24 protein-coding genes are annotated in these 25,962 nt (G+C 66.1%); 9 read left to right on the forward strand and 15 right to left on the reverse strand.

The features are described from left to right. Positions 1-9: 9 nt before the first annotated feature. The gene (locus IB232_RS05525) at positions 10-750 is read left to right on the forward strand and encodes a glutathione S-transferase family protein (RefSeq protein WP_192397543.1); all 741 of its coding nucleotides are present in this window, start codon (positions 10-12) and stop codon (positions 748-750) included. A 3-nt stretch (positions 751-753) separates the two neighbouring features. Here the strand turns inward: IB232_RS05525 and IB232_RS05530 are convergent, their stop codons facing one another. Next, positions 754-1,164 carry a VOC family protein gene (locus IB232_RS05530; protein WP_192397544.1) on the reverse strand — a complete coding sequence of 137 codons (411 nt, stop codon included), beginning with the start codon at positions 1,162-1,164 and terminating at the stop codon, positions 754-756. Positions 1,165-1,366: 202 nt separating this feature from the next. Here IB232_RS05530 and IB232_RS05535 point away from each other — a divergent pair, with 202 nt between their 5' ends. Beyond that, the gene (locus IB232_RS05535) at positions 1,367-4,483 is read left to right on the forward strand and encodes a transglycosylase domain-containing protein (protein ID WP_192397545.1); all 3,117 of its coding nucleotides are present in this window, start codon (positions 1,367-1,369) and stop codon (positions 4,481-4,483) included. A 2-nt stretch (positions 4,484-4,485) separates the two neighbouring features. Here IB232_RS05535 and IB232_RS05540 read toward each other — a convergent pair whose 3' ends face one another. The 5 genes from IB232_RS05540 to IB232_RS05560 all read right to left on the reverse strand — a co-directional run bounded on the left by IB232_RS05540 (position 4,486) and on the right by IB232_RS05560 (position 7,276). Further along, the gene (locus IB232_RS05540; protein ID WP_192397546.1) at positions 4,486-4,983 is read right to left on the reverse strand and encodes a hypothetical protein; all 498 of its coding nucleotides are present in this window, start codon (positions 4,981-4,983) and stop codon (positions 4,486-4,488) included. Between the two features lie 63 nt (positions 4,984-5,046). Continuing rightward, positions 5,047-5,376: a Grx4 family monothiol glutaredoxin gene (gene grxD / locus IB232_RS05545; protein WP_137971558.1), complete on the reverse strand. Its 330-nt coding sequence runs from the start codon at positions 5,374-5,376 to the stop codon at positions 5,047-5,049. Between the two features lie 93 nt (positions 5,377-5,469). Further along, entirely contained in the window at positions 5,470-6,330 is an 861-nt protein-coding gene (locus IB232_RS05550; RefSeq protein WP_192397547.1) for a leucine-rich repeat domain-containing protein, read from the reverse strand. A 111-nt stretch (positions 6,331-6,441) separates the two neighbouring features. Next, the gene (locus IB232_RS05555; RefSeq protein ID WP_192397548.1) at positions 6,442-6,921 is read right to left on the reverse strand and encodes a hypothetical protein; all 480 of its coding nucleotides are present in this window, start codon (positions 6,919-6,921) and stop codon (positions 6,442-6,444) included. 190 nt (positions 6,922-7,111) lie between these two features. Then, positions 7,112-7,276, reverse strand: coding sequence for a hypothetical protein (locus IB232_RS05560; protein WP_192397549.1), 165 nt, complete (start codon positions 7,274-7,276; stop codon positions 7,112-7,114). A gap of 218 nt (positions 7,277-7,494) precedes the next feature. Between IB232_RS05560 and IB232_RS05565 the strand changes: the two genes are divergently transcribed. Continuing rightward, complete coding sequence (locus IB232_RS05565) at positions 7,495-8,229, forward strand: substrate-binding periplasmic protein (RefSeq protein ID WP_192397550.1); 735 nt, start codon at positions 7,495-7,497, stop codon at positions 8,227-8,229. Positions 8,230-8,241: 12 nt separating this feature from the next. On the opposite strand, the gene IB232_RS05570 is transcribed toward IB232_RS05565, so the two are convergent. Both IB232_RS05570 and IB232_RS05575 read right to left on the reverse strand, forming a co-directional pair. Further along, a complete protein-coding gene (locus IB232_RS05570; RefSeq protein ID WP_192397551.1) occupies positions 8,242-10,350 on the reverse strand; it encodes a molybdopterin oxidoreductase family protein in 2,109 nt (702 codons plus the stop codon). A 182-nt stretch (positions 10,351-10,532) separates the two neighbouring features. Continuing rightward, positions 10,533-10,994 (reverse strand): DUF1353 domain-containing protein, encoded by a 462-nt coding sequence (locus IB232_RS05575; RefSeq protein WP_192397552.1) that lies wholly within the window; start codon positions 10,992-10,994, stop codon positions 10,533-10,535. 328 nt (positions 10,995-11,322) lie between these two features. On the opposite strand from IB232_RS05575, the gene argF reads away from it, so the two are divergent. Beyond that, a complete protein-coding gene (argF, locus tag IB232_RS05580; RefSeq protein ID WP_192397553.1) occupies positions 11,323-12,243 on the forward strand; it encodes an ornithine carbamoyltransferase in 921 nt (306 codons plus the stop codon). After that, positions 12,240-13,343: an ABC transporter ATP-binding protein gene (locus tag IB232_RS05585; protein ID WP_192397554.1), complete on the forward strand. Its 1,104-nt coding sequence runs from the start codon at positions 12,240-12,242 to the stop codon at positions 13,341-13,343. The genes argF and IB232_RS05585 overlap by 4 nt, the downstream gene beginning before the upstream one ends. Positions 13,344-13,447: 104 nt before the next feature. Here IB232_RS05585 and IB232_RS05590 read toward each other — a convergent pair whose 3' ends face one another. Beyond that, positions 13,448-14,227, reverse strand: a complete 780-nt coding sequence (locus tag IB232_RS05590) for a PhzF family phenazine biosynthesis protein (protein ID WP_192397555.1) — start codon at positions 14,225-14,227, stop codon at positions 13,448-13,450. A gap of 358 nt (positions 14,228-14,585) precedes the next feature. Here IB232_RS05590 and IB232_RS05595 point away from each other — a divergent pair, with 358 nt between their 5' ends. Together IB232_RS05595 and IB232_RS05600 are read left to right on the forward strand one after the other, a co-directional pair. Then, positions 14,586-15,830 (forward strand): alginate export family protein, encoded by a 1,245-nt coding sequence (locus IB232_RS05595; RefSeq protein WP_318652244.1) that lies wholly within the window; start codon positions 14,586-14,588, stop codon positions 15,828-15,830. 81 nt (positions 15,831-15,911) lie between these two features. After that, positions 15,912-16,694: a type IV pili methyl-accepting chemotaxis transducer N-terminal domain-containing protein gene (locus tag IB232_RS05600; RefSeq protein WP_192397557.1), complete on the forward strand. Its 783-nt coding sequence runs from the start codon at positions 15,912-15,914 to the stop codon at positions 16,692-16,694. On the opposite strand, the gene IB232_RS05605 is transcribed toward IB232_RS05600, so the two are convergent. From IB232_RS05605 to ybaK, 3 genes are read right to left on the reverse strand one after another with little or no spacing between them, the layout of a single operon-like run. Further along, complete coding sequence (locus tag IB232_RS05605) at positions 16,691-17,473, reverse strand: substrate-binding periplasmic protein (protein WP_192397558.1); 783 nt, start codon at positions 17,471-17,473, stop codon at positions 16,691-16,693. The genes IB232_RS05600 and IB232_RS05605 overlap by 4 nt on opposite strands. A gap of 39 nt (positions 17,474-17,512) precedes the next feature. Beyond that, positions 17,513-19,000 carry a glycerol kinase GlpK gene (gene glpK, locus IB232_RS05610; RefSeq protein ID WP_192397559.1) on the reverse strand — a complete coding sequence of 496 codons (1,488 nt, stop codon included), beginning with the start codon at positions 18,998-19,000 and terminating at the stop codon, positions 17,513-17,515. A 45-nt stretch (positions 19,001-19,045) separates the two neighbouring features. After that, positions 19,046-19,516, reverse strand: a complete 471-nt coding sequence (gene ybaK, locus IB232_RS05615) for a Cys-tRNA(Pro) deacylase (protein WP_192397560.1) — start codon at positions 19,514-19,516, stop codon at positions 19,046-19,048. A gap of 165 nt (positions 19,517-19,681) precedes the next feature. On the opposite strand from ybaK, the gene IB232_RS05620 reads away from it, so the two are divergent. Together IB232_RS05620 and glpD are read left to right on the forward strand one after the other, a co-directional pair. Then, complete coding sequence (locus IB232_RS05620; RefSeq protein WP_192397561.1) at positions 19,682-20,440, forward strand: DeoR/GlpR family DNA-binding transcription regulator; 759 nt, start codon at positions 19,682-19,684, stop codon at positions 20,438-20,440. A gap of 172 nt (positions 20,441-20,612) precedes the next feature. After that, positions 20,613-22,151: a glycerol-3-phosphate dehydrogenase gene (glpD, locus tag IB232_RS05625; RefSeq protein ID WP_192397562.1), complete on the forward strand. Its 1,539-nt coding sequence runs from the start codon at positions 20,613-20,615 to the stop codon at positions 22,149-22,151. On the opposite strand, the gene IB232_RS05630 is transcribed toward glpD, so the two are convergent. The 3 genes from IB232_RS05630 to IB232_RS05640 all read right to left on the reverse strand — a co-directional run bounded on the left by IB232_RS05630 (position 22,152) and on the right by IB232_RS05640 (position 25,772). Beyond that, positions 22,152-23,171, reverse strand: a complete 1,020-nt coding sequence (locus tag IB232_RS05630; RefSeq protein ID WP_192397563.1) for an alpha/beta fold hydrolase — start codon at positions 23,169-23,171, stop codon at positions 22,152-22,154. Positions 23,172-23,430: 259 nt separating this feature from the next. After that, entirely contained in the window at positions 23,431-25,050 is a 1,620-nt protein-coding gene (locus IB232_RS05635; protein WP_192397564.1) for an ATP-binding protein, read from the reverse strand. Next, positions 25,047-25,772, reverse strand: coding sequence for a winged helix-turn-helix domain-containing protein (locus IB232_RS05640; RefSeq protein ID WP_137971542.1), 726 nt, complete (start codon positions 25,770-25,772; stop codon positions 25,047-25,049). The genes IB232_RS05635 and IB232_RS05640 overlap by 4 nt, the downstream gene beginning before the upstream one ends. Positions 25,773-25,962: the final 190 nt, after the last annotated feature.

Here is a 25,962-nt window from a genome sequence, read left to right on the forward strand (position 1 = left end):
CCGCAGCCCATGCGCACCCTGTACCAGTTCCCGATCTCCCACTATTGCGAGAAGACCCGCTGGCACCTGGACCACAAGGGTCTCGACTACCGGGTGGATAACCTCTTCCCCGGCTTCCATCGCCTGAAGAGCAAGCGCCTGGCCGACATCGTCACGCTGCCGATCCTGCGTGACGGCGAGCAGGTGGTGGGCGACTCTACCGCCATCGCCCTGCACCTGGAGCAGCGCTACCCCGAGCGATCGCTGTTGCCGCCGGATGCCGAGCAGCGCGCGCAGATCCTGGAACTGGAAGAACGTTTCGACCGCCTCGGTGTGCACGTGCGCCGCTGGCTGTATGGCCAGATCGAGGACTGGAGCACGGTGATGCACGCCATGCTCAAGGTCTACCGGCCCTGGTTCGGCCTGCGCGACCTGATGAAGCCGCTGCTGATCGACGGCGTGAAGAAGCTCTACGGCATCCGTCCGGACCGGGTGGCCAAGTCCCGCGAGGAACTGCTGGCCGGCCTCGACCTGATCGAGCAGCTCACCGGCGGCGACCCGGCGCGCTACCTGGTCGGCGACCAGCTGAGCCTGGCGGACGTGGCGGCTGCCGCGCTGTACGGCCCGCTGTTCACCCCGGCCGGCACCCCCTGGGAGCACATCGCCGGGCATGGCCAGCAGACCCAGGCCTTCCTCGACCAGCTGTTCGCCCGCCCGGCCGGGCAATGGGTGCTGCGGCGCTACGCCGAAGACCGCCAGCGTCGAGTCTGAAACCTACTCGCTCCAGGGGTCGTAGCTGCCCACGCTCCACAGCTGACCTTCGAGATCACGGCAGGTGAAGCCGCGGCCGCCATACTCCTCATCCTTGATCGGGATAAGTATCTCGCCGCCGGCGCGCTGCACCCGGTCGTACGCGCCGTCTACATCCTCCAGCACCAGGTAAATCCCTTGGGTATTGCCGCCGACCTGGCGCGGATCGCGCAGGTTTCCGGCGTAGTCGCCGTCGCGCAGCGTACCGAGCATCAGCATGCCGTTGCCGTGCAGCAGCTGGGCGTGGTGGATGCTGCCGTCCTCGCCCGGCACGCGCAGCTGCTCGCGCAGGCCGAACACCTCGCCCAGCCAGGCGATGGCGGCCGGGGCGTCGCGATACAGCACGCAGGGAATCAGGCTGGAACCCTTGTCCATGGTCGTTCTCCTTGAGGGGGTTGCCGCGACAGTCAAGCAGGGTTGACCGTGCCGCGCCGTCGCCCGTTCGCGCCAGCCGACGAACAGCCGCCGGCAGGGCGGAAAACGCTCTGGAATGGGCGATAAAAAGCCGTGCGGCGCTCTGCGGCGGACTACGCTTGAAACTAGAGCAGGCATCCTTGAGCAGCCAGGCCAGTCGATCATGGGCGCACTTTGGCAATCGGACGCACCCCAGACTGCGCTCCCCGTGAGCGACCCGGAAGCGCTTTACACCCAGAATCCCCCGCCGCGCCGGCGCAAGCTGAAAAACCTGCTCTGGATAGGCCTGCTCGGCGGGGTTGTACTGCTCGGCCTGGCCATCTACCGCGAGATCGAAACTGCCTATTTCCAGTCCCGCCAGTTCAGCCAGTTCGCCAGCGAGCTGAGCTACAGCCTGCAACCCGGCCCCAGCGAAGACATCGCCTTCCCCAGCGACGGGCCGTTCGACAAGCGCCTGGGCTACGCCCATCTGCCGCTGCTGCTGGAGCGCCTGCAACAGCGGCATTTCCTGATCACCGCCCAGGCCCAGCAGTCTCCGGCCCTGCTGGCTTATGGCGAGCACGGCTTCTTCCCGCCGTTCAGCGAAAAGGTCCAGGCCGGCCTGGCCATCAGCGACTGCCGTGGCGAGCCGCTGTACCTGTTCCACTATCCGCAGCAGCTGTATCCGAGCTTCGCCGACATCCCGCCGCTGGTGGTCAATAGCCTGCTGTTCATCGAGAACCGCCATCTGCTCGACCAGGACCAGCCGCGCGCCAACCCGGCGGTGGACTGGCCGCGTTTCGCCAAGGCGGCGCTGTCGCAGGTGGGCAAGAGCTTCGCCATCCAGGAGCAGTCGGCCGGCGGCAGCACCCTGGCCACCCAGCTGGAGAAATACCGTCACTCGCCGGACGGCCTGACCCTGTCGGCCATGGAGAAGCTGCGCCAGATGATCTCCGCCAGCGTGCGCGCCTATCGCGCGGGGCCGCAGACCTTCGCCGCGCGCCAGCAGATAGTGCGCGACTACCTCAACAGCGTGCCGCTCTCCGCCGCCCCCGGCCACGGTGAGGTGCACGGCCTGGCCGATGGCCTGCGGGTGTGGTTCGGCGCCGATTTCGCGCGGGTCAACGCCCTGCTCGACCCGGCGCGCACGCCGGTGGCCAGCAGCGCCGAGCGTGGCCTGGCGCTGCGCCAGGTGCTGGCGCTGATGATCGCCCAGCGCCGCCCCTCCTATTACCTGGCCCAGGGCCGCAAGGAGCTGGAGGCGCTGACCGACAGCCACATCCGCGTGCTGGCCAATGGCGGCGTGATCAGCTGGGCCCTGCGCGACGCAGCGCTGGCGCAGAAGCTGCGCTTCCGCGATCTGGAGCAGCACCCGGCGATCCAGCCGGTACAGGGCAACAAGGGCATCAGCGTGGCCCGCTCGCGCCTGTCCAGCCTGCTCAACATGCCGCTGTACGACCTCGACCGCCTTGACCTGGCCGCCAGCAGCACCCTCAACGGACCGCTGCAGGACCAGGTCAGCGCGTACCTGCGGCGCCTGGCCGACCCCGAGTTCGCCGGGCAGATCGGCCTGTATGGCGAGCGCCTGCTGTCGCCGGAAAAGACCGCCGACGTGCGCTACAGCTTCACCCTGTTCGAGCGCAGCCCGGATGGTGCGCGGGTGCGGGTGCAGACCGACAGCACCGACCAGCCCTTCGACATCAACGAGGGCAGCAAGCTGGAACTGGGCTCCACCGCCAAGCTGCGGGTGCTGACAACCTACCTGGAAGTGATCGCGGAGCTGCATGCCCGCTACGCCGGGAAGAGCCCCGAGGCGCTGCGCAAGGTCGAGGTGGCACCGCAGGACCACCTGAGCCGCTGGATGCTCGACCAACTGATCGCCAAGCCCGAGCAGAACCTGCGCGACACCCTGGAGGCGGCGCTGGAGCGCAAGTATTCGGCCAGCCCCTACGAGACCTTCTTCACCGGCGGCGGCGCGCACACCTTCGGCAACTTCAAGCGCGAGGACAACGCACGCATCCCCACCCTGCGCGAGGCCCTGCGCGAATCGATCAACCTGCCCTTCATCCGCCTGCTGCGCGACCTGGTGCGTTACAGCACCTACCACGGCGAGAGCAGCAGCGCCGCCCTGCTGCAGGACGACAAACACCCGCTGCGCGAGGGCTACCTCAAACGCTTCGCCGACCGCGAGGGCACCACCTTCCTCCTGCGCTTCTGGCGCAAGTACCAGGGCCAGAGCGCCCAGGAGCGCCTGGACACCTTCCTCGAAGGGTTGCGTCCCACCGCCGTGCGCCTGGCCGCCGTGCATCGCTACCTGATGCCGGAGGTGGACGAGACGACCTTCGCCGCGTTCATCCGCGCCCACGCCAACGTCAAGACCGAGAAGCTGACCGAGAAGAAGCTGCACAGCCTGTACCTGGACTACGGCCCCGGTGCCTGGAGCCTGCCGGACCAAGGCTACATCGCCCGCGTGCACCCGCTGGAGCTGTGGCTGCTGGGCTACCTGATCGAACAGCCGCAGGCGACCTTCAAGGACGCCGTGGCGGCCAGCGCCGAGGAGCGCCAGGAAGTCTACGGCTGGCTGTTCAAGACTCGCCACAAGAGCGCCCGCGACAGCCGCATCCGCACCCTGCTGGAAGTCGAGGCGTTCCTCGATATCCACCAGCGCTGGCAGCGCCTGGGCTATCCGTTCGAACACCTGGTGCCGTCGCTGGCCACCGCCATCGGCAGCTCCGGCGACCGTCCGGCGGCGCTGGCCGAGCTGATGGGCATCATCCAGAACGACGGCATCCGCCAGCCCAGCGTGCGTATCGACCGCCTGCATTTCGCCGCAGACACGCCCTACGAGACGCTGCTGAAGCAGAACAGCCAGCGCGGTGAGCGGGTACTGCCCTCGGAAGTGGCGGCGGCGCTGCGTGGCGCCCTGTCCCAGGTGGTCGAGGCCGGCACCGCACGGCGCCTGCATGGCAGCTTCCAGCTGGCCGACGGCACGCCGCTGGTGCTCGGTGGCAAGACCGGTACCGGCGACAACCGTATAGAGAGCACCACCCGCGGCGGCCATGTGCTGAGTTCGCGGGCGATGAACCGCACGGCGACCTTCGTCTTCTACCTGGGCCCGCGCCACTTCGGCACCCTCACCGCCTTCGTGCCGGGCCGGGCGGCGGAAGGCTTCCGCTTCACCTCGGCGCTGCCGGTACAGGTACTCAAGGGCATGGCGCCGATTCTCACCCCCTACCTGGAGCCGGCCAGCCATACCGGCTGCGGCGTGCCGCCGGCTGCCGTGCAGGTGCGCCGGCTATAGCCTCACTGCGGCAGGCACTGCTCGTTCAAGGTATGGGTTTCGCGCTCGCTGCAATGGGCCAGCCCGGCCTCGCTGCACTCGCGGCCGATCACCAGTTGCTCGCCCTGCAGCGCCCAGCTCGCCTCCGGCAGCTCGATTCGCGCCAGCTGCGCACAGCTGCTGGTGTCGTAGAAGGTCAGCTCGCCAGCGGAACCGCTAAAGCTCTGCACCAGCAGGCGCTGCTCGCTGGCGTCCAGCAGCACGGCGTTGCGCAGCCAGATGCCGCCATCCACCTCGCAGGCCTTGCCGCCCTGCACGGGGCGGATACGCAGAGGCGGCTCGGGGAAGCTGTCCACCTCGCCGTCCAGCTTGTAGTTGTCGAACTCGACGCGCATCCGCACGCCGGCGCCGACGTACAGCGCGGGCGTCTGCGCCTGCACCTCCACGGCGCGGTAATTACAGTCGGCCAGGGCCGGCGCGGCCACCAGCAACGCCAGGGCCGACACCAGGGTCTTCTTCATCCTTGAATCCTCGGGCACAAAAAAGCCGATGCGGTGGCATCGGCTTCGGGGGAACGACTCGGCTTATTCGGCCTTGGCCTTCTCGGCGGCGTCCTTGATCAGGGTCTGCAGCTCACCCTTCTCGAACATCTCGGTCATGATGTCGCTGCCGCCGACTAGCTCACCGGCCACCCACAGCTGCGGGAAGGTCGGCCAGTTGGCGTACTTGGGCAGGTTGGCGCGGATTTCCGGGTTCTGCAGGATGTCCACGTAGGCGAACTTCTCGCCGCATGCCATCACCACCTGCGCGGCGCGGGACGAGAAACCGCACTGCGGCGCGTTCGGCGAGCCTTTCATGTACAGCAGGATGGTGTTATTGGCGATCTGCTCTTTGATGGTATCGATAATATCCACGACTCACCTCATCTGAACTTCCCCGGACCAGCGCCGGGCGGGATGGCGCGATTGTAACCGAAAGGATCTGCAATGCCGATTGCATGATGTGATTCAGCTGTCCGCTGCGGCGCGGGCTTGCTCAAATAGACCTACATGCTTCGCCAGCTTGGCATCGTCGCAATGCCTACATAGGATCGGCTTCCCTCTCCCAGTAACCATGACCATGGACCTCTCTCCGCAGGAAGCACATGGCGAGTAGCCGGACTCAGATAGGTCTAGGTAGGGCTGGAACCACTGACACTCGGTGTTTGGAAGCTTCGAAGATAGCCAGGCGTACTCGTCATAGGGTAGGCGCCCACCAATGCCTAAGCTCTTCAGGTTAGTGAGCGGCTCGAGAGCACGCAGGGATTTCACATTGGAAGTATCAACACAAAGCGAGGATAGCCAGGTCATCTGCGCAAACGGTTCGAGGCTGGCTACGGCTTGCTTGCTCCACATGCTGCCTGAAACGGATAGGTGACGAAGTGAGCGAAGGTCAACCAATGGCGAGAAGTCAGTGATCAATTTGAAGTTCTCAATTTCGAGAAGCTCCAGGGATTGCAGCGCAGTCAGCGGGGCAATTGACTCGACGCGTGTTGAGCTGCCGATTGATAGAGCCTTAAGAGCGGATAGGTTCCGGATCGCGTCCAAACGGCTGACATTGCTCCACTTGATTTGAAGCACTTCAAGGTTGCTCAGCTTACAAATCGCATCAAAGAGAGGCTGAGTCACGTGCGACCAAACGCGCAGATGTGTGATGTGGGAAAGCAAGGGCAGCGCCTTTACCCAGGCGGCAATAACTTTTTTCTTCTCTGAATCAGAGATATCACCTAGATCCCAACAGAGGCTAAGCGTGGTTCCCGATTCGTATTGGTCGGGATGTGCGATCGACTTTGGCCAATGACTGGTATGAAACGGGTTATCCATAACCATGCTTTCACCTAGAAAGGGATGGGAAACGAGTTGCGGCGATTGAGCAGAATCCCAAAGCGCAGCTTGGGGCGATCCTTTTGACGGAATGGCTATGCCATGTTTTCAACGCCTTCACCTGCTGAACCTTAGGAGAATCAGGCGCGCCAGCAGCAAAAGTGCGGTGCCATATGTCCGTGCAATACGCCCGCGCCGTGTTTGATTCTCACCATGGAAGGTGACGGCCAGTTCCCAGCGTATGGGCTTGGCGTCCGACGTCTTAGTGATTCTTGAAAGTCGCCGCTCTGCGTCGCGGTCTAACGGATCAACTGACTTATCTCGTGCGTACACGACGGCGGGTGTGAAGTGCGCGCTCTTACCCAACACGTCGACCTGAACAGCGCCGGGAAGACTGGCGCCGTTTTTGAGGCGATAGGTTGCTGCGACGAGGTAGCTTCCAAACGTACCGAGAGCGAGTGGCTCGTTGCATGGAGCTAAGTGTGATTCATCCACTTCCTCGCCACCCTCCGCATCTGCGTGGAAGCGCCATACCGGGTTGGCCATCAGGTCGGCGGCGGAGAGTTTGTTGGCGGAGATTAAGCCACTGCTGGTCATGTGCTACCTAACGGAAAAGTTCAGCGGCCGGCAGCTGAAATGGAGTCTCAGGCGCTATGTGCGAATGTACTTTTTGCGCTTAGATGGCCTGCTAGAGCCCTAGCAGCTTGAGCGTTGAGCTTTGGCCATGCCATATCAAGGCTAGGGCGACTGCCATGAAAGTTACAAACACCCAAATAATGGCCCCATTCTATCGCTTGCTCTTTGCAACGAAGGAATCGGCATTGGCCGCGTACTCCAGACTTTTGGTGTTTTGCGCCATGGCTCGCTCATTCATCTCTGCAATACGTGTCATGAGCTTGTTCTGCTCTGCCAGCAAATCGCGAATCTCAATGAGCAAGCCTTCGTTGTCCATGACATCCCCTGTAGCGCTTGGATCAGCGCAGTGACGAACTTGAAATCGTTATTGGAATATCCCCCCAGATAGCCACAAAGCAAACAGACCTGTCCACACGGCAGCGATAATCCATAACCAAAAACTCAGCAGCGACCCCGGGGATGGCGCGGCGGCTCCCTGGCGAGCCGCCGGGTGGCTAGACTGGATGGCAGCGGGCAGGAGTCGGGGACGATGCAGTGAAGTGGCTGATCAAGGCGATGAGCATGTTGTGCCTGTACGGCTGCGCGCAGGGCACTGTCGCCGAGACCTTCAGGGTGGGCTTCTACGACTATCCGCCGATGATGATCGAGGACGGCCGGCGCGGCATCTACCAGGACATCCTCGATGAACTGGCCAAGCTCACCGGCGACCGTTTCGACGTGCAGTACTACCCCTATCCGCGCATCGGCCTGCTGTTCAACGAAGGACAGCTGGACCTGGAGCCGGGCGTCTATCCCGGCTGGGTGCAGAACCAGGCGACGCCGGGTGTATTCTCGGCGCCGTTCGGCAAGGTGGTGGATGTGCTGGCGTTCGCCCCGCACAAGGCCTTTCCGGTCAAGCAACCCGAGGACCTGCGCGGCAAATCGGTGGGCATGGTGCGCGGCTACGCCTATCCCGAGCTGGCGGCGCTGATCGCTTCGGGGCAGATCGACCGGCGCAACGGCCTGAACGAACAGCAGCTACTGAGCATGCTGGCCAAGTCGCGCTTCGATCAGATCATCGTCAACAAGGCCATCGCCCAGTACCACATGCGCGAGGTGCCGGAGTACCGCCGCCTCGAGATCGGCGACGTGATCAGCTCATACGACGTGAGCATGCGCGTCCACCCCAGACATGCGGCCTGGCTGAACAAGCTGGACGCAGCGATCGTCCAGCTCAAGCAGCAAGGCATCATCGACGAGATCTACGCCCGCTACGGCGTGCATCTCTGACCCACGCCAGCGCTAGGCAGCCTCCACCCGCACCGGCACCCCATTCAACGCCGCGTTGCCGGACACCGCATCCAGCTGGCGATCATCGGTCAGGTCGTTGGCGCTGGCGCCCGGCTGGGCACTGGCGATGCCCATCTGCACGCCGGGACGGGCATGGCCCCAGCCGTGCGGCAGGCTGACCACGCCGGGCATCATCTCGTCGCTGGCCACGGCCTCCACCTCGATCATGCCAACCCGCGACTGCACGCGCACGCATTGACCATCACTCAGACCTCTGCCGGCCATATCCTGTGGGTGCATCAGCAACTGGTGACGCGGCTTGCCCTTCACCAGGCGATGGTAGTTGTGCATCCAGGAGTTGTTGCTGCGCACGTGGCGACGGCCGATCAGCACCAGCTCGCCGTCGGCCGGCAACGGCTCGGCGGCGAAGCGCGCCAGATCCGCCACCAGCAATTCGGGAGCAGCCTCGATGGCCTTGGATTCGGTCTTCAGCCGCGCCGCCAGGTTCGGCTGCAGCGGGCCCAGGTCGATGCCGTGCGGGGCCTCGCGCAGCGTCGACAGGCTGAGCTTGTGTTCGGACTTGTCGCCGTAGGGACCGAAGCGCAGGCCCATGTCGATCATCTGCTGCGGCGGCATGGTCGGCTTGAGCTCGGTACCATTCCTCGCGGCGAAGGCCTTGGCCAGGCCGACGAAGATTTCCCAGTCGTCCAGCGCGCCAGCTGGCTTGGCCAGCACCGGCTCGTTGAAGCGGGTTACGTTGCGCACGGCGAACACGTTGAAAGTGGTGTCGTAGTGATCGTGTTCCAGCGGCGCGGTGGGCGGCAGGATCAGGTCGGCGTGGCGGGTGGTCTCGTTGATATAGAGGTCCACCGAAACCATGAAGTCCAGGCCATCCAGCGCCTGCTCCAACTGACGGCCGTTGGGCGTGGACAGCACCGGGTTGCCGGCCACGGTGACCAGCGCGCGAATCTGCCCCTCGCCGGGGGTGAGCATTTCCTCGGCCAGCGCCGCCACCGGCAGCTCGCCGCCGTATTCCGGCAGGCCGGAGACGCGGCTCTGCCAGACATTGAAGTGGCCGCCCGAAGTGGTCGCCACCAGGTCCAGCGCCGGGCTGGTGCACAGCGCGCCGCCGACCCGGTCGAGGTTACCGGTGACCAGGTTGATCAGCTGGATCAGCCAATGGCACAGGCTGCCGAAGGCCTGGGTGGACACGCCCATGCGTCCGTAGCACACCGCCGACTCGGCAGCGGCGAAGTCGCGGGCCAGCTGGCGGATGTTCTGCGCCGGCACGCCGCAGCGGCCACTCATGGCTTCAGCGGTGAATGGCGCGATGGCCTCCTTTACCTGATCCAGGCCATTGACCGGCAGCGCGCTGGCGCGGGTCAAGCCCTCGTCGAACAGGGTGTTGAGCAGGCCCAGCAGCAGCGCCGCGTCGTTGCCCGGACGCACGAACAGGTGCTGGTCGGCCATGGCTGCCGTCTCGCTGCGCCGCGGGTCGACCACCACCAGCTTGCCGCCACGGGCCTTGAGCGCCTTGAGGCGCTTCTCCACATCCGGCACGGTCATGATGCTGCCGTTGGAGGCCAGCGGGTTGCCGCCGAGGATCAGCATGAACTGGGTGTGGTCGATATCCGGGATCGGCAGCAGCAGGCCGTGGCCGTACATCAGGTAGCTGGTCAGGTGATGCGGCAGCTGGTCCACCGAGGTGGCGGAGAAGCGGTTGCGCGTCTTCAGCTGGCCGAGGAAGTAGTTACTGTGGGTCATCAACCCGTAGTTGTGCACGCTGGGATTGCCCTGGTACACAGCGACGGCGTTCTTGCCGTGCTCGGCCTGGATCGCCGCGAAGCGCTCGGCGACCAGCTCGAAGGCCTCATCCCAGGCGATCGGCCGCCACTGGCCATCAACTTTGCGCAGCGGCTGGCGCACGCGATCCGGGTCGTTCTGGATGTCCTGCAACGCCACCGCTTTCGGGCAGATATGGCCACGGCTGAAGGTATCCAGGGCATCGCCCTTGATCGAGAGGATCTGGCGGCTGCCGTCGTCGCGGTCTTCGGTTTCGATGGTCAGGCCGCAGATGGCCTCACACAGGTGACAGGCACGGTGATGGAGGGTCTTGGTCATGGCCTAGCCTCTATTGTTCTGATCGAGACGACCGGTCTAGTCGCATGGACCTGACTATGGAGGCTGCAGCCGGGCTTGGCCAGGGTTCTCAGCCTCATGAATCGACGAGCATCATGGCCGCGGATTCAGCCGGCTCGGCCGATCGGGCTTGCTGGCTCATCTTCGCTCACGCGCAGCCACCGTCACGTCTGCCAACCGGCTTCCAGCGATCGCTTCAGCGCGATGCTGCTTGGCCGGGTAACCCCGGCCGCTCTGCGGTACAGATCGACCGCCGCCCTCACGGTCCCCAGCTCTGCCGGCGTCGCCCCGAGCACCTGCATGGCCACATACAGCAGCTCGTCGCAGCGCTGCCGCGTGATCGGCACGGGCCGGCCATCGACGGTCAGCGACAGGTATTCGCATAGTTGGTCGTGCATGACATAGGCCTGGCCCAGTTTGCCCCAAGGCGACACCATGTTCTGCACCAGGCGCGGAATGGAGCCGCCATCGCTGAGCATACCGGCCGGCACATGCACCCACTGCCGCTCGCTCAGCATCAGCCTGAACGGCACCAGGACGCGCCAGTGATCCTTGCCCAGCTTGTCGCTGGCCTGCCAGTCGTAGCGGGTATCCAGCGGATGATCGAAGAATGGGTATCGACTCATGTTGCCTCCGGCGGCGATCGTCTCGGTGCCGCCAGCTCAACAGATCGACGCTCGACATTGGCGAGGGAAGCGCCTCCCTGGGCGTCGCCTCATGGCGCTCACTGACAGCACCGCACTCGAGAAGCTGGCCCACAGCAAGCGGTTCAGAATTGATGCAGCCGATCTGAGTGCCATCTGTCGATCTAGTCCCTTGCTGGCACGCCGCGACATTTCCTTATAAGATCGCGCCTCCCCCATTTGTCGCCCTCTCGCGGCTCCAGCCGTTGTGTGGGCTGCTTTTCCCCAAAAACGGGGCCGCGACAGTTGTCGAATTAAGGTAGTGAACAAGATGAGCGCCAGGCACTTTCTCTCGTTGATGGACTTCAGCCCGCTGGAACTGAGCGGCCTGATTCGTCGAGCCATCGAGCTGAAGGACCTGCGCCAGCGCGGGGTGCTGTTCGAGCCGCTGAAGAGCCGGGTGCTCGGCATGATCTTCGAGAAGGCCTCCACCCGTACCCGCCTGTCGTTCGAGGCCGGCATGATCCAGCTCGGCGGCCAGGCCATCTTCCTCTCCCCGCGCGACACCCAGCTGGGCCGTGGCGAGCCGATCGGCGACACCGCCATCGTCATGTCCAGCATGCTCGACGTGGTGATGATCCGTACCTACGCCCACAGCAACCTCACCGAGTTCGCCGCGCACAGCAGCGTGCCTGTGATCAACGGCCTGTCCGATGACCTGCACCCGTGCCAGCTGCTGGCCGACATGCAGACCTTCGAGGAAGCCCGCGGCAGCATCAAGGGCAAGACCGTGGCCTGGGTCGGCGACGGCAACAACATGTGTAACACCTACCTGGAAGCGGCCGTGCAGTTCGACTTCCAGCTGCGCATCGCCTGCCCCGAGGGTTACGAGCCTAAGGCCGAGTTCCTCAAGGCCGCCGGCGACCGCGTGCGCATCGTCCGCGATCCGAAGGAAGCGGTGGCCGGCGCCCACCTGGTCAGCACCGACGTATGGACCTCCATGGGCCAGGAAGAGGAAAGCGCCAAGCGCCTCAAGCTGTTCGCCCCCTACCAGGTCAACCGCGCCCTACTCGATGCCGCCGATCCGAGCGTGATCTTCCTGCACTGCCTGCCCGCCCACCGTGGCGAGGAGATCAGTGAAGATCTGCTTGACGACCCGCGCTCGCTGGCCTGGCAGCAGGCCGAGAACCGCCTGCATGCACAGAAGGCGCTGATGGAAGTGCTGGTCGCCCCGGGTTGCCGCCCGGCATGAGCGAACTGCTGCTGTCGCTGCGCGACCTGGCCTGCGGTTACCACGAACACCGCATCGTGCAGTCGCTCGACCTGCACCTGAACGCCGGCGACATCGGCTGCCTGCTCGGCCCCTCGGGCTGCGGCAAGACCACCACTCTGCGCGCCATCGCCGGTTTCGAGACGGTGCTGCAGGGCGAGATCGAGCTGGGCGGCGAAGTGATCTCCCGCGCCGGCTTCACCCTGGCCCCGGAAAAGCGCCGCATCGGCATGGTGTTCCAGGACTACGCCCTGTTCCCGCACCTGTCGGTGGCGGACAACGTGGCCTTCGGCATCCGCAAGCACCCGCAGCGCGACAAGATCACCGCCGAGCTGCTGGAGCTGGTCAAGCTCAGCCAGCTGGGCAAGCGCTTCCCCCACGAGCTGTCCGGCGGCCAGCAGCAACGCGTGGCCCTGGCACGCGCGCTGGCGCCGGAGCCGCAGCTGCTGCTGCTCGACGAGCCCTTCTCCAACCTCGACGGCGAACTGCGCCGGCGCCTCAGCCACGAGGTGCGCGACATCCTCAAGGCCCGCGGCACCAGCGCCATCCTGGTCACCCACGACCAGGAAGAGGCCTTCGCCGTCAGCGACCATGTCGGGGTCTTTCACGAAGGCCGGCTGCAGCAGTGGGACACGCCCTACAACCTGTACCACGAGCCGCTGACGCCCTTCGTCGCCAGCTTCGTCGGCCAGGGCTACTTCATTCGTGGCCAGCTGCAGAGCCCGGACACGGTGCAGACCGAGCTGGGCAGCATCCGCGGCAACCGCGCCTACACCCTGGCACCCGGCAGCGCGGTGGATGTGCTGCTGCGCCCGGACGATATCGTCTATGCCCCCGCCAGCGCCCTGCAGGCACAGATCGTCGGCAAGACCTTCCTCGGCGCCGCTACCCTGTATCGCCTGCAACTGCCCACCGGCACTCAGCTGGAAGCGATCTTCCCCAGCCATGCCGACCATGCACCCGGCCAGCAGGTGGGTATCCGCGTCGCCGCCGATCACCTGGTGGTGTTCGCCGCCCAGGGCAGCGTGGCCGCGCAGGTCAGCCTGGGTGAGTCCGGCGTACGCCGCCACAGCAGCAGCTGATCGGCGAATCCGCTTTTTCGAACACAATCAGCAGACGACCGTAGGGCGGGTGAAACCCGCGCTTAGGGTGATGATGCTCGCGGGCTACGCCCGCCTATTCAGGCTTAAAGAAACAGCTTGCCGCTGGCCACCAGCACGGCCTGGCCGGCGATCTTCACCCGCTCGCCTTCCAGCCGGCAGTGCAGCTCGCCACCACGGGCCGAGCACTGGTAGGCGCTCAGCTCACTCTTACCCAGGCGCTCGGCCCAGTACGGCGCGAGAATGCAGTGGGTGGAACCGGTGACCGGGTCCTCGTCGATGCCGATGTCCGGGGCGAAGTAGCGCGAAACGAAGTCGTGCTCGCGGCCCGGTGCCGTGACGATCACACCGAGGCCCGGCAGTTTCGCCAGCGCCGCCAGGTCCGGCTGGCACTCGCGCACCGCCTGCTCCGACTCCAGCACCGCCAGCAGCTCCTTGCCGCCCTGCACCGCCAGTACCTTCTGCCCGAGAATGGCCGCCACCTCGGCCGCCATCTCCACCGGTTCCAGCCACATGGCCGGGAAATCCAGCACCAGCCAGCCGCTCTCGCGGCTCACCGCCAGCGCACCGGACATGCACACGAACTGCAGCCGCTCGCCCGGCTCACCATACAGCGCGAACAGCGCATGGGCGGTGGCCAGGGTGGCGTGGCCGCACAGCGGCACTTCGCATGCCGGGGTGAACCAGCGAATCCGCCAGGCCGCACCTTCGCGCACGGTGAAGGCCGTCTCGGCCTGGTTGTGCTCGGCGGCGATGCGCTGCATCAGCTCGTCCTCCAGCCAGGCGTCGAGCCGATAGACCACGGCCGGGTTGCCGCGAAACGGTCGGTCGGTGAAGGCGTCGATCTGGTGAAATTCGAGTGGCATGGCTGCGCTCCCTGGCATTGGTCTTGAGGCCGCCAGCATGCCGCGCACCAGGCCCGGCGGCCCGATACAGTCGTGGCCGATTGCGCCATTACAGCTGCACTGTCTCAAGGCGTCGCGGGCGAGCGCGGTGCAGGCGCGTTATCGCAAAAGGCTCTAAATCGTCACTAATTCTTAATAAATCAGTAACTTGCCAATCCTGGCATGCCGCCTGCTATGGCAGGCCCCGGTCAGCACAACGGCGTGTCTGCCAACTCAACCGACAACGACGTCACGGAACCCCCACCCCTCTCATGGGAGCGTGGGAGCTGTGGCGTTTTTTTTTGCGTTAATTGGCTAACAGGAAAGACCACCCATGTGCATGAAACCGACCCTGCTGTCGCTCGCCATCGCCTCCGCCACCCTCGCCCAAGGCGCCTTCGCCTCCGAAGACTTCAGCAACCTGCTCACCCAGGGCAAGCCGATTCTCGATGCGCGCTACCGCTTCGAGAATGTCGACCAGGAGAACGCGCTGCGTGACGCCAACGCCCAGACCCTGCGTACCCGCGCCGGCTTCCAGAGCGGCAAGTGGTACGGCCTGTCCGGCCTGATCGAGGTGGACAACGTCAGCCGCATCGGTGACGACGCCTACAACAGCACCCGCAACGGCCAGACGGAATATTCGGTGGTCGCCGACCCGGACGGCACCGAGGTCAACCAGGCCCTGCTGCGCTACGACCACAAGCTCGGCAGCGCCGTGCTCGGTCGCCAGCGCATCAACCTCGACAACCAGCGTTTCATCGGCAGCGTGGCCTGGCGCCAGAACGAGCAGACCTACGACGGCGCCCTGACCCAGCTCAAGCCGATCGACGGCCTGACCCTGAGCTACGCCTACATCGACCAGGTCAACACCATCTGGGGCCCGGACAACGGTCGCTACGACAACCGCACCAACCCGGCCAACATCGATGGCCACAGCCACCTGATCAACGCCCAGTACGTGTTCATGCCGCAGCTGACGGCCACCGCCTACAGCTACCTGCTGGACCTCGACAACATCGCCGTGGCGCCCACCGCCGCCGAGGGCACGCTGTCCAGCCAGACCAGCGGCCTGCGCCTGAACGGTGCCGTCGCCGGCATCAGCTACGTGCTCGAGTACGCCCAGCAGAAGGACTACGGCGACAACCCGCTGGACCTGGACAGCGAGTACTACCTGGCCGAACTCGGTTACACCCTCAAGGGCGTGCAGCTGAAGGCCGGCTACGAAGTGCTGGGCGGCGACGGTGGCACCGGCAACCGCGCCTTCCAGACCCCGCTGGCGACCAAACATGCCTTCCAGGGCTGGGCCGACCAGTTCCTCACCACCCCGGCCGACGGCATCGAGGACGCCTACTTCGGCGTCACCGCGCCGCTGTTCGGCGGCACCCTGCAGGCCTGGTACCACGACTTTGCCACCGAGCAGGGCAGCGATGACTACGGCGACGAGATCGACCTGTCCTACGCCCACCCGATTCCCGGAGTGAAAGGCCTGGTCGGCCTGGTCAAGTACGCCACCTACGACTCCGCGGACGAGGCCCGCACCGTGGATACCGACAAGGTCTGGCTGCAGCTGCAGTACACCTACTGATCCGCCTCGCGGTCTTCACCGGCGGCCCCGCAACGGGGCCATTCCAGCGCGCGGCCCGGCCGCGCGCCTTCGGAGGTATCCATGATGAGTCGTCTTGCCATTCTGTTCGGCCTCGCCTGCGCCCTGCTCTGCCCGTCCGCCGGCGCGGCCATCGGCGATGCCGAAGCGATGAACCTGTCCGGCATGCAGCGCATGCTCAGCCAGCGCATCGCCAAGAGTTACCTGATGATCGGCACCGACGTGCGCAGCGACCAGGCCGTGCAGCAACTGGACCAGAGCGTGGCGCGCTTCGAAAGCAACTACCAGGCGCTCAGCGAATACGCTCCCAGCGCCGAAATCACCACGGCGCTGGAGCAGGTCGGGCTGACCTGGCAACGCTACCGCGAGCTGGCCCTGTCGCGCCCCGAACCGCAGCAGGCGCTGAGCCTGCTGCAGCTCAGCGACCAGTTGCTGGCGCAGAGCGAGGCGCTGGTACAACTGATCGAGGCCCATACCGGCAATGCCGGCGCGCGCCTGGTCAACCGCAGCGGGCGCCAGCGCATGCTCAGCCAGCGCATCGCCAAGCTCTACCTGGCGCTGAGCTGGCAACTGCCGGCCGAGGGTTTGGAGCAGCAGCTGCAACAGGCCACCACGGAATTCGAGGCAGCCCAGCAGGAGCTGCTGGCCGCCGAGCAGAACACCCCGCAGATCGCCGCCGCGCTGAAGAAGGTCGAGGCCCAGTGGCGCTTCGCCCGCGCCGGCTTCCAGCTGTCTGCCGACTCGCGCTATGTGCCGACGGTAATCACTACCACCACCGAAACCCTGTTGTGGCAGATGAACGAGCTGACCAGCGCCTATGAGCAGGTGATGCAGCGCGAGTCCTAGCGCTCCTCGACGCCATAGGCCTTGAGCAAGGCCTGCAGACGACCGTCGGCGCGGTAGCGCTGCAGGCCGTGTTCGAACAGCTCGACATAGCGGGCGCTGTCCGCGCGGGTTGGCGAGAAGGCCAGGTAGATGGGCACATCCGGCTCGCGACAGCCGGCCTCGCGCAGCTCACCGCTGCGGCCGAGATCGGCCAGGCGCGACTGGATCACCCAGCTGTTTTCCACCAGGGCGTCCAGCCGGCCATGGCGCAGCTTGGTCAGGTTGAGATCGAGGGCGTTGTCGCCGGCGGCCACCTGCACCCGATCACCGTCGCGATGGGCGGCCACGTAGGCATTGAGCGGCTCGCCATAGCTGTAGTCGTTGATCACGCCCAGGCGCACGGGGGCCAGCGAATCGACGCCGCTGAAGCGCCAGGTGGAGTCCTGGCGGGTATAGAAGCAGTTGCGCGACATGGCCACTGGCGTGCGGGTGAACAGGAAGTCCGGGGCGTCCTCGTGGCCGGCGCCCACCGCCGCGTTGAGTTCGCCGCGGCGCACCTCCTGCAGCACCCGCGCCCAGTTGCGCGTCTCGTAGCGCACGGCGACACCGGCCTCGGCGAAGATGTCGCGCGCCAGTTCGACGAAGATGCCCGGCCGAGCCGCATCGGCCGCGCAGTTCACCGGGCACCAGAGATCGGCGGCGATGACCAGCGTTTCGTCAAGCGCGCTGCCCGCCGGCGCAGGGCCGGCGAGCAAACACAGGGCGAAAGCAAGGAGCGGCAGGCGACGGCGCGGCTGCATGCGGCGACCTCAAGGGGAAATTGGCACCCTTGTACCACCTCAGCCCTCGCTGCGCACCCTCTTCACCGCGTCCAGCCAGCCGGCGTAGAGCTTGCCGCGATGGACATCGGCCATGCGCGGGGCGAAGCGCTGCTGGCGGTGCCAGTGGCTGGCCACTTCATCCAGATCGCGGTATAGCCCGGCCTGCAGGCCGGCCAGGTAGGCCACGCCCAGGGCCGTGGTCTCGGTGACCACCGGGCGCTCCACCGGCACGCCCAGAATGTCGGCGAGGAACTGCATGACCCAGTTGTTCACCACCATGCCGCCGTCCACGCGCAGCGCGCTGGGCTCGGCCGCGCCATCCTGGCGCATGGCCTCGAGCAGGTCACGGGTCTGGTAGCACACCGACTGCAGGCCGGCGGTGACGATCTCCTTGATCCCGGTGTCGCGGGTCAGACCGAAGATCGCGCCGCGTGCCTTGGGGTCCCAGTACGGCGCGCCGAGGCCGGTGAAGGCCGGCACCAGGTACACGCCGCAGGCATCGCCGGTCTGCTCGGCGAGCAGCTCGGTGTCGCGAGCGTCGCTGATCAGCTTGATGCCGTCGCGCAGCCACTGCACGGCGGCGCCGGCGACGAAGATGCTGCCCTCCACCGCGTAGGTGACCTTGCCATTGAGACGGTAGCCCACGGTGGTCAGCAGGCGGTTCTTCGACACCACCGGCTTGTCGCCGGTGTTCTGGATCATGAAGCAGCCGGTGCCGTAAGTGCTCTTGACCATGCCGGGCTCGAAGCAGGTCTGGCCGATCAGCGCGGCCTGCTGGTCGCCGGCCATGCCCAGCACGGGAATGCCGGCGCCAAGCAGCGCCGGCTCGGTGACGCCGAAATCGGCGGCGCAATCCAGCACTTCCGGCAGCAGACTGCGCGGGATGTCGAACAGCTGCAGCAGCTCGTCGTCCCACTGCTGGCTGTGGATGTTGAACAGCAAGGTGCGTGAGGCGTTGCTGGCATCGGTGCGGTGCGACTTGCCGTCGGTCAGGCGCCACAGCAGGAAGCAGTCCACGGTGCCGAAGCGCAGCTCGCCACGCTCGGCGCGCTCGCGGGCTCCGGGCACGTTGTCGAGGATCCAGCGCAGCTTGGTCGCGGAGAAATACGGGTCGATCAGCAGGCCGGTCTTGTCGGACACCTTGGCCTCGTGCCCCTCGGCCTTGAGCCCGGCGCAGTAGTCGGCGGTGCGCCGATCCTGCCAGACGATCGCCGGGTGGATCGGCGAGCCGCTGACCGCATCCCACACCACGGTGGTCTCGCGCTGGTTGGTGATGCCGATGGCCAGCACCTCGTCGGCGTTCAGGCCCTTGCTGGCCAAAGCCTCGCGGCAGACCTTGAGGGTGGTCAGCCAGATCTCCTCGGCGTCGTGCTCGACCCAACCGTCCTTGGGAAAGTACTGCTTGAACTCCTGCTGGGCGCTGGCCAGCGGCAAGCCCTGTGCACTGAAGACGATGGCGCGGGAGCTGGTGGTGCCCTGGTCGATGGCAAGCAGGTATTGGGACATGCGCGTTTCCTTGTTGTTATGCGTGAGCTCCGCTCGGGAGCCGGATCATTCCCTGCCGATGGCGGCGAAGGTGCCCTGGGTGTGCAGGGCCAGCACCTCGGCCGCCAGCTCCACTTCCAGGCCACGGCGGCCGGCGCTGACATGAATGGTCGGGTGCTGGCGTGCGGATTCGTCGATAAAGGTGCGCAGGCGCTTCTTCTGCCCCAGCGGGCTGATCCCGCCGACCAGATAGCCGGTACTGCGCTGGGCCTGCTGCGGGTCGGCCATGTCGGCCTTCTTCGCTCCGGCGGCATGGGCCAGGGCCTTGAGGTCGAGACTGCCGGCCACCGGCACCACCGCCACCAGCAGCTCGCCCTTCTCGGTGGCGGCGAGCAGCGTCTTGAATACCCGCGCCGGCTCCAGGCCGAGCTTCTCGGCGGCCTCCAGGCCATAGGACGGCGCCTTGGGGTCGTGGTGGTAGCTGTGCACCTGGTGCTCGGCCTTGGCCTTTTTCAGCAGATCGATGGCAGGAGTCATGTTCGAATGTGAAAATCCCTGACGAAGGCGCGTACCTTAGCGGAAAAAACCTGGCGGAGCAGCCCTCGCTGTCGCACAGGGTGGCCGCCGCGGATGGCTGGTCATAAAAGTCGCCAGCAGGCGGCACCTCGCTATAATCCGCCGGCCGATAAAAAAGGAAAGCCCATGAGCCTCCCACCCCGCCAGCAGAGCATCCTCGAACGCGCCCGCGAGCGCGGCTACGTCAGTATCGAAGAGCTGGCCCAGGCCTTCGCCGTCACCCCGCAGACCATCCGCCGCGACATCAACCAGCTGGCCGAACAGGGCCTGCTGCGACGCACCCATGGCGGCGCGGCAAGCGAGGCATCGAGCATCCAGAACACCGCCTACGCCATGCGCGCCGGGCAGATGCGCGACGAGAAGCAGCGCATCGCCGAAGCCATCGCCGCGCAGATCCCCGACTACGCCTCGCTGTTCATCAGCATCGGCACCACCACCGAGGCCATCGCCCGCGCCCTGCTCGGGCGCAAGCACCTCAAGGTGATCACCAACAACCTGCACGTGGCCGCCACCCTGGCCGACAAGGCCGACTTCGAAGTGCTGGTGGCCGGCGGCAGCGTGCGCAGCGATGGCGGCGTGGTCGGCCAGGCGGCGGCGGACTTCATCCAGCAGTTCAAGGTCGACTTCGCCATCATGGGCATCAGCGGCATCGACGAGGACGGCAGTCTGCTGGACTTCGACTACCAGGAAGTACGCGTCTCCCAGGCCATCATCGACAACGCCCGCCAGGTGCTGCTGGCCGCCGACTCCAGCAAGTTCGGGCGCAATGCCGTGGTGCGCCTGGGCTCCATCGCCCTGGTCGACCACATCTTCACCGACGCCCCGCCCTCCGCCGGGCTGAGCCGCCTGCTGACCGAGCAGAAGATCCAGCTGCATATCGTCTGATCCCGCGCCGGGCTACGCGCAACCTCTCGTAACCCACGCTGCGCTTGTGCGAGCCATCTCGCCTTTCTGATGGTCGGCCGCCCTTCGGGCTGGCGGAAGCGCGCCTGCTCGGCTAGCATATTTTCGAAATCGAACATTCATAAGTTCACATTACAACTTACGGTGCCTTGCCATGTCGCTCAGTCAGCCCCCCCCCATCGCTGAAATCTACGACCTGGCCGTGGTCGGTGGCGGCATCAACGGTGCCGGCATCGCCGCCGATGCGGCCGGCCGCGGCCTCTCTGTGTTCCTTTGCGAACGCGACGACCTAGCCCAGCACACCTCCTCCGCCAGCAGCAAACTGATCCATGGCGGCCTGCGCTACCTCGAACACTACGAATTCCGCCTGGTCCGCGAGGCACTAGCCGAGCGCGAAGTGCTGCTGGCCAAGGCCCCGCATATCGTTAAACCGATGCGCTTCATCCTGCCGCACCGTCCGCACCTGCGCCCGGCGTGGATGATCCGCGCCGGCCTGTTCCTCTACGACCACCTGGGCAAGCGCGAGAAGCTGCCGGGCTCCAACGGCGTGCGTTTCGGTGCCGGTAGCCCGCTCAAGGCCGAGATGGCGCGCGGCTTCGAGTACTCCGACTGCTGGGTGGACGACGCGCGCCTGGTGGTGCTCAACCTGATGGCCGCCCGCGAGCGCCATGCGCACATCCACACCCGCACCCGTTGCGTCAGCGCGCGGCGCAGCAAGGGCCTGTGGCACCTGCACCTGGAGCGCGCCGATGGCAGCCTGTTCTCGATCCGCGCCCGCGCCCTGGTCAACGCCGCCGGCCCGTGGGTGGCGCGCTTCATCCAGGACGACCTGAAGCAGAAGTCGCCCTACGGCATCCGCCTGATCCAGGGCAGCCACATCGTGGTGCCGCGCATCCATGACGGCGAGCAGGCCTACATCCTGCAGAACGAGGACCAGCGCATCGTCTTCGTCATCCCCTGGCTGGAACGCTTCAGCCTGATCGGCACCACCGACCGCGAGTACCAGGGCGACCCGGCCCAGGTGCGCATCAGCGAGGAAGAAACCGACTACCTGCTCAAGGTGGTCAATGCCCACTTCAAGCAGCAGCTGCAGCGCAGCGACATCCTGCACACCTACTCCGGCGTGCGCCCGCTGTGCGACGACGAATCCGACGAGCCCTCGGCCGTGACCCGCGACTACACCCTGTCGCTGTCCGGGGCGCCGGGCGAGGCGCCGCTGCTGTCGGTGTTCGGCGGCAAGCTGACCACCTACCGCAAGCTGGCCGAGTCGGCCATGAGCCAGCTCGCCCCCTACTTCCCGCGCCTGTGCCCGGCCTGGACCGACCAGGCGCCACTGCCGGGTGGCGAGAACATGGACAGCCGCGAGGCGCTGGTGAACAAGCTGATCGCCCGCTTCGGCTGGCTAGACCGCGAACTGGCCCAGCGCTGGGCCAGCACCTACGGCAGCCGCACCTGGCGCCTGCTGGACGGCCTGCAGTGGCAGAACGAACTGGGCGAACACCTGGGCGCTGGCCTGTACACCCGAGAAGTGGATTACCTGCGCCGCGAGGAATGGGCCGTGGAAGCCGAGGACATCCTCTGGCGCCGAACCAAGCTCGGTCTGTTCATGACGCCCGGCCAGCAGGCCAAGCTGCGGGACTACCTACAGGCCAGCCGCCAGCCACAGCCCCTGGCCAGCGCTCGCGCGGTCTGATCAGAGCGGCGACTGCGCCCCGCTCTCCTGGCGCTGGGCCAGCTGTGTGTCGTCCAGGCGATGGGCGCGCAGGTGCGGCAGCACGGCGGCCAGCAACGGCTCCTTGAACGCCGCCTGGAAGCGATGAGCCAGGCCCGGAATCAGCTTCAGCTCACTGCCCTTTATATGGGCCGCCACGTGTACTCCATGCATCACCGGCAACAGCGGGTCGGCGGTGCCGTGCACCACCAGGGTCGGGACCTGCAAGCGATTGAGCAGCTCCACCCGACTAGGCTCGGTGAGTATCGCCAGGATCTGCCGCTGCACGCCCTGGGGATTGAAGGCCCGGTCGTAGCTGTGCTCGGCCTCCACCAGCAACTGCGCGCGATCCACCGCCAGGCTCGGACTGCCGAGCGCGGCCAGCAGGTCGGCCTGCTGCTCGATGGCCGCAGCGCGATCCGGCGCCTCGCGCCGCGCCAGCTGCTGCAGCAGCCGTGCATTCGGTGCCGGCAGGCCAGGCGCGCTGGAGCTGGTCATCAGCAGGGTCAGGCTCTCCACCCGCCGCGGCGCCAGGTCGGCCATGTGCTGGGCGATCATCCCGCCCATGCTGGCGCCCAGCACATGGAAACGCTGGACGCCCAGCACATCCATCAGCCCCAGGGCATCGCCGGCCATGTCGCGCAGCGAATAGGGGGCGGCGGCGCCGAGCCCCACCTGATAGCTGAGCAGCTCATAGCCCAGGTTCACCTCGGGAGCGGCACCCAGCCAGGTCGATAAGCCAACGTCGCGGTTGTCGAAACGGATCACCCGGAAGCCCTGCTCGCACAGGCGCGAGAGCACCTCATCGGGCCAGTGGATCAACTGGCCGCCGAGCCCCATGACCAGCAGCAGCGCCGGATCGCTGTCGCGGCCGATGCTCTGATAGGCCAGGCGCACCTCGCCGACATCCGCCATGGCGGTCGGCACCTGCAGATCACAGCGAGAAGCCGCAAAGGACGGCAAGCCGCACAGCAGCGCGACGAAGAAGAGCAACGCACGCATCGAGAACACCCAGAACGCAGAACCCCAGTGAAGCGCGAGTCTGCGGATGTTCGTGCGTTGGCGCTGCCACAGTTCGATGACAATTTGATGAAGGGTGCCGAACGGTAGTGACTCGCCCGAAGAGCCTGTTCCAAGGCTGCGAGCTAGAGGCATGCAAGGCAAAAACAGGCGAAGAAGCGCAGTTTACGAAAGTAAATGAGCATTCTGAGTCTGTTTTTAACGCAGCAGGCCCGACGCGCAGCAGCCTTGGAATAGGCTCTCAGAGCGGTTCCGTCGTCGCCGGCTGCTCGCGCGGCCACACCAGGCTGAAGTGGGCGCCGCCGAGGTTGGCGCTGCGGCCGACGTGGGCGCGGCCGGCGTGCCAGTAGATGATCCGGCGCACGATGGACAGGCCCAGGCCGTGGCCGCCGGAGGCGCGGGTGCGGCTGTCGTCAAGGCGCAGGAAGGGCGTGAAGATGCGCTCCCAGGCGTCCTCGGGTACGCCGGGGCCGTCGTCCTCCACATCCACCCGGCAGCGCTCCGGGCCGATGTGGTAGGTCAGGCGCACGCGGGCATCGGCATGGCGCATGGCATTGCTCACCAGGTTCTGCAGGGCGCGGTGCAGGTAGCGCGGCTCGGCTTCCACCAGGGCGCTGCCATCCGGGGCATCGCGGCACTGGCCGCGGTCGACGCGGATATCGGCGCGCAGCGGCGCCAGCTCCTTGATCACCTGGTCGAGCAGCGCGCGCAGGTCCACCTGCTGATAGATCAGCTCCGGCGAACCCTGCTCCAGGCGGGCGTAGACCAGCATCTCGTCGACCAGCTTGTCCAGTTCCTGGATGTCGCCGTCCATGCCGTCCATGTACTTGCGCCGCGCCTCGTCGCTGTCGGCGTCACCGACCATCTCCAGGCCGAAGCGCAGCCGCGCTACCGGTGTGCGCAGCTCGTGGGACACGGCGCGCACCATTTCGCGCTGCACATTGAGCAGGCGCTGCAACTGCTCGGCCATGGCGTTGAAGGTGGCGGCCAGGCGTCCCACCGAGTCGGCGCCCTGGGTCGGCGCGCGGGCATCCAGGCGGCCGCTGGCCAGATGCGAGGCGGCGTTTTCCAGGGCCAGCAGACGACGTTCCAGGCGCCGTACCAATAGATAGAGGATCAATCCGGTGAGGGTCAGGCCGAGCACGCCGATCAGCACCAGCAGCTCGGTCGGGTAGGGATTCATCTGGTAGATCGGGCCGACTTCCAGCACCCAGGGCGTACCGACCATGCCGGCGATCACGCGGATCGAGTCGCCGCCCTTACCCAGCGCCAGCACCGTGTCACCTTCGTCCACCCGACGCTGCTGGTCCTCGTCCAGGTCGACCTTCTCCAGGGTCACCAGGCGCAGGTCGAAGCCGAACTGTTTCTCCTCCTTGAGCGCGGCCAGACGCTTGGGCTGCTCGACGATGGGGTAGCGCACCAGTTCGTCCATCAGCAGGTAGACGGTGGCGCGCGCCAATTGCTCGCTGATCTGCTCGACCTCGGTGGTCAGCACCAGCTGCTGCTCGGCACTAACCAGCGCGTAGACCCGCGCCGCGTGTGGGCCGGTCTGCTCCACCAGCACCTGGCCGCGCAACAGACGCCCGCGTGCGCGGCCATCCAGCGGCTCGGCGGTCAGTTGCTGCAGTTCCAGCGAAACGCCGATCAGCCGGCTCCAGGTCACCAGCGCCCGGCGCCGGTCCACCTCGCCCATCGGCTGCAGGCTGTCCGCCATCAGGCGAAAGGTGCCGCGCGCCAGCTGCTCGCGGTATTGGTCGCTACGCACCTCGTTGGTCAGCTGCAGGGCGCCGACGCCGAGCAGTGCGACCAGCACCAGGGCGGCGATGATGCCGCCATAGATGCGCAGGAAAATGGTGTTCATTGCAGCGCGCTGGCGGCCTCGGCGACGAACAGGTAGCCCTTGCTGCGCACCGTCTTGATCAGGCGCGGGTGCATCGGGTCATCGCCGATCTTCGGGCGGATGCGCGAGATGCGCACGTCGATGGAACGGTCCTGGCCGTCGTACTCGATGCCGCGCAGGGCGGTGAAGATCTCCTCGCGGGACAGAATCCGACCGGCATTGGCCACCAGCAGCCAGAGCAGGTCGAACTCGGCGCTGGTCAGTTCGATACCCTCGCCGCGCAACCAGGCCTCGCGCATGGCGCTGTCGATCACCAGCGGGCCGAACTCCAGGCGCCGCTGGTTTTCCGCCGTCGGCGCCTCGGCCACGCCCTCGCTGCGCCGCAACAGGGCACGGATGCGCGCCAGCAGCACACGCGGGCGCACCGGCTTGCACACATAGTCGTCGGCGCCCATCTCCAGGCCGAGCACCTCGTCCATGTCATCGGTACGCGCGGTGAGCATCAGGATCGGCCCGGCGAACTGGCCACGCACCTTGCGGCAGATGGACAGGCCATCCTCGCCCGGCAGCATCAGGTCGAGCACCACCAGGTCCGGCTGCTCCTTGAGGATACGCGCCGCGGCCCGAGCGCCATCGGATTCGATCGCCACCTGCAGGCCGTTGCCTTGCAGGTACTCCTGGGTCAACTCCGCCAGCCGCTGATCGTCCTCGACGATCAGGATCTGCCAGGCCTCTTGTTCCACGACTTCTCTCCAGCGGAAACGCCATTGGTGGCGGCATTGTAACAACCGAAACCGGTTAGCACAGCGCATGCCAGAAACACTAGATATTGTGTTAGCTTCCACGCCCGCAGAATACTTTTCCCGGCCGGCAAACCGGCTCACCAAGGTCGACGAACGGTAGAAGCCAGGGTTCATGGGGCCTGCCGCGATT

The sequence above is a fragment of the Pseudomonas sp. PDM15 genome (assembly GCF_014851565.1).
Taxonomy (GTDB): domain Bacteria; phylum Pseudomonadota; class Gammaproteobacteria; order Pseudomonadales; family Pseudomonadaceae; genus Aquipseudomonas.

Excerpts from the sequence above, each read along its gene's own strand:
- IB232_RS05525 (WP_192397543.1), top strand. The coding sequence starts at position 10 with ATGCGCACCCTGTACCAGTTCCCGATCTCCCACTATTGCGAGAAGACC.
- IB232_RS05530 (WP_192397544.1), bottom strand. The coding sequence starts at position 1,164 with ATGGACAAGGGTTCCAGCCTGATTCCCTGCGTGCTGTATCGCGACGCC.
- IB232_RS05535 (WP_192397545.1), top strand. The coding sequence starts at position 1,367 with ATGGGCGCACTTTGGCAATCGGACGCACCCCAGACTGCGCTCCCCGTG.
- IB232_RS05540 (WP_192397546.1), bottom strand. The coding sequence starts at position 4,983 with ATGAAGAAGACCCTGGTGTCGGCCCTGGCGTTGCTGGTGGCCGCGCCG.
- IB232_RS05550 (WP_192397547.1), bottom strand. The coding sequence starts at position 6,330 with ATGGTTATGGATAACCCGTTTCATACCAGTCATTGGCCAAAGTCGATC.
- IB232_RS05555 (WP_192397548.1), bottom strand. The coding sequence starts at position 6,921 with ATGACCAGCAGTGGCTTAATCTCCGCCAACAAACTCTCCGCCGCCGAC.
- IB232_RS05560 (WP_192397549.1), bottom strand. The coding sequence starts at position 7,276 with ATGGACAACGAAGGCTTGCTCATTGAGATTCGCGATTTGCTGGCAGAG.
- IB232_RS05570 (WP_192397551.1), bottom strand. The coding sequence starts at position 10,350 with ATGACCAAGACCCTCCATCACCGTGCCTGTCACCTGTGTGAGGCCATC.
- IB232_RS05575 (WP_192397552.1), bottom strand. The coding sequence starts at position 10,994 with ATGAGTCGATACCCATTCTTCGATCATCCGCTGGATACCCGCTACGAC.
- argF (WP_192397553.1), top strand. The coding sequence starts at position 11,323 with ATGAGCGCCAGGCACTTTCTCTCGTTGATGGACTTCAGCCCGCTGGAA.
- IB232_RS05585 (WP_192397554.1), top strand. The coding sequence starts at position 12,240 with ATGAGCGAACTGCTGCTGTCGCTGCGCGACCTGGCCTGCGGTTACCAC.
- IB232_RS05590 (WP_192397555.1), bottom strand. The coding sequence starts at position 14,227 with ATGCCACTCGAATTTCACCAGATCGACGCCTTCACCGACCGACCGTTT.
- IB232_RS05595 (WP_318652244.1), top strand. The coding sequence starts at position 14,586 with ATGAAACCGACCCTGCTGTCGCTCGCCATCGCCTCCGCCACCCTCGCC.
- IB232_RS05600 (WP_192397557.1), top strand. The coding sequence starts at position 15,912 with ATGATGAGTCGTCTTGCCATTCTGTTCGGCCTCGCCTGCGCCCTGCTC.
- IB232_RS05605 (WP_192397558.1), bottom strand. The coding sequence starts at position 17,473 with ATGCAGCCGCGCCGTCGCCTGCCGCTCCTTGCTTTCGCCCTGTGTTTG.
- glpK (WP_192397559.1), bottom strand. The coding sequence starts at position 19,000 with ATGTCCCAATACCTGCTTGCCATCGACCAGGGCACCACCAGCTCCCGC.
- ybaK (WP_192397560.1), bottom strand. The coding sequence starts at position 19,516 with ATGACTCCTGCCATCGATCTGCTGAAAAAGGCCAAGGCCGAGCACCAG.
- IB232_RS05620 (WP_192397561.1), top strand. The coding sequence starts at position 19,682 with ATGAGCCTCCCACCCCGCCAGCAGAGCATCCTCGAACGCGCCCGCGAG.
- glpD (WP_192397562.1), top strand. The coding sequence starts at position 20,613 with ATGTCGCTCAGTCAGCCCCCCCCCATCGCTGAAATCTACGACCTGGCC.
- IB232_RS05630 (WP_192397563.1), bottom strand. The coding sequence starts at position 23,171 with ATGCGTGCGTTGCTCTTCTTCGTCGCGCTGCTGTGCGGCTTGCCGTCC.
- IB232_RS05635 (WP_192397564.1), bottom strand. The coding sequence starts at position 25,050 with ATGAACACCATTTTCCTGCGCATCTATGGCGGCATCATCGCCGCCCTG.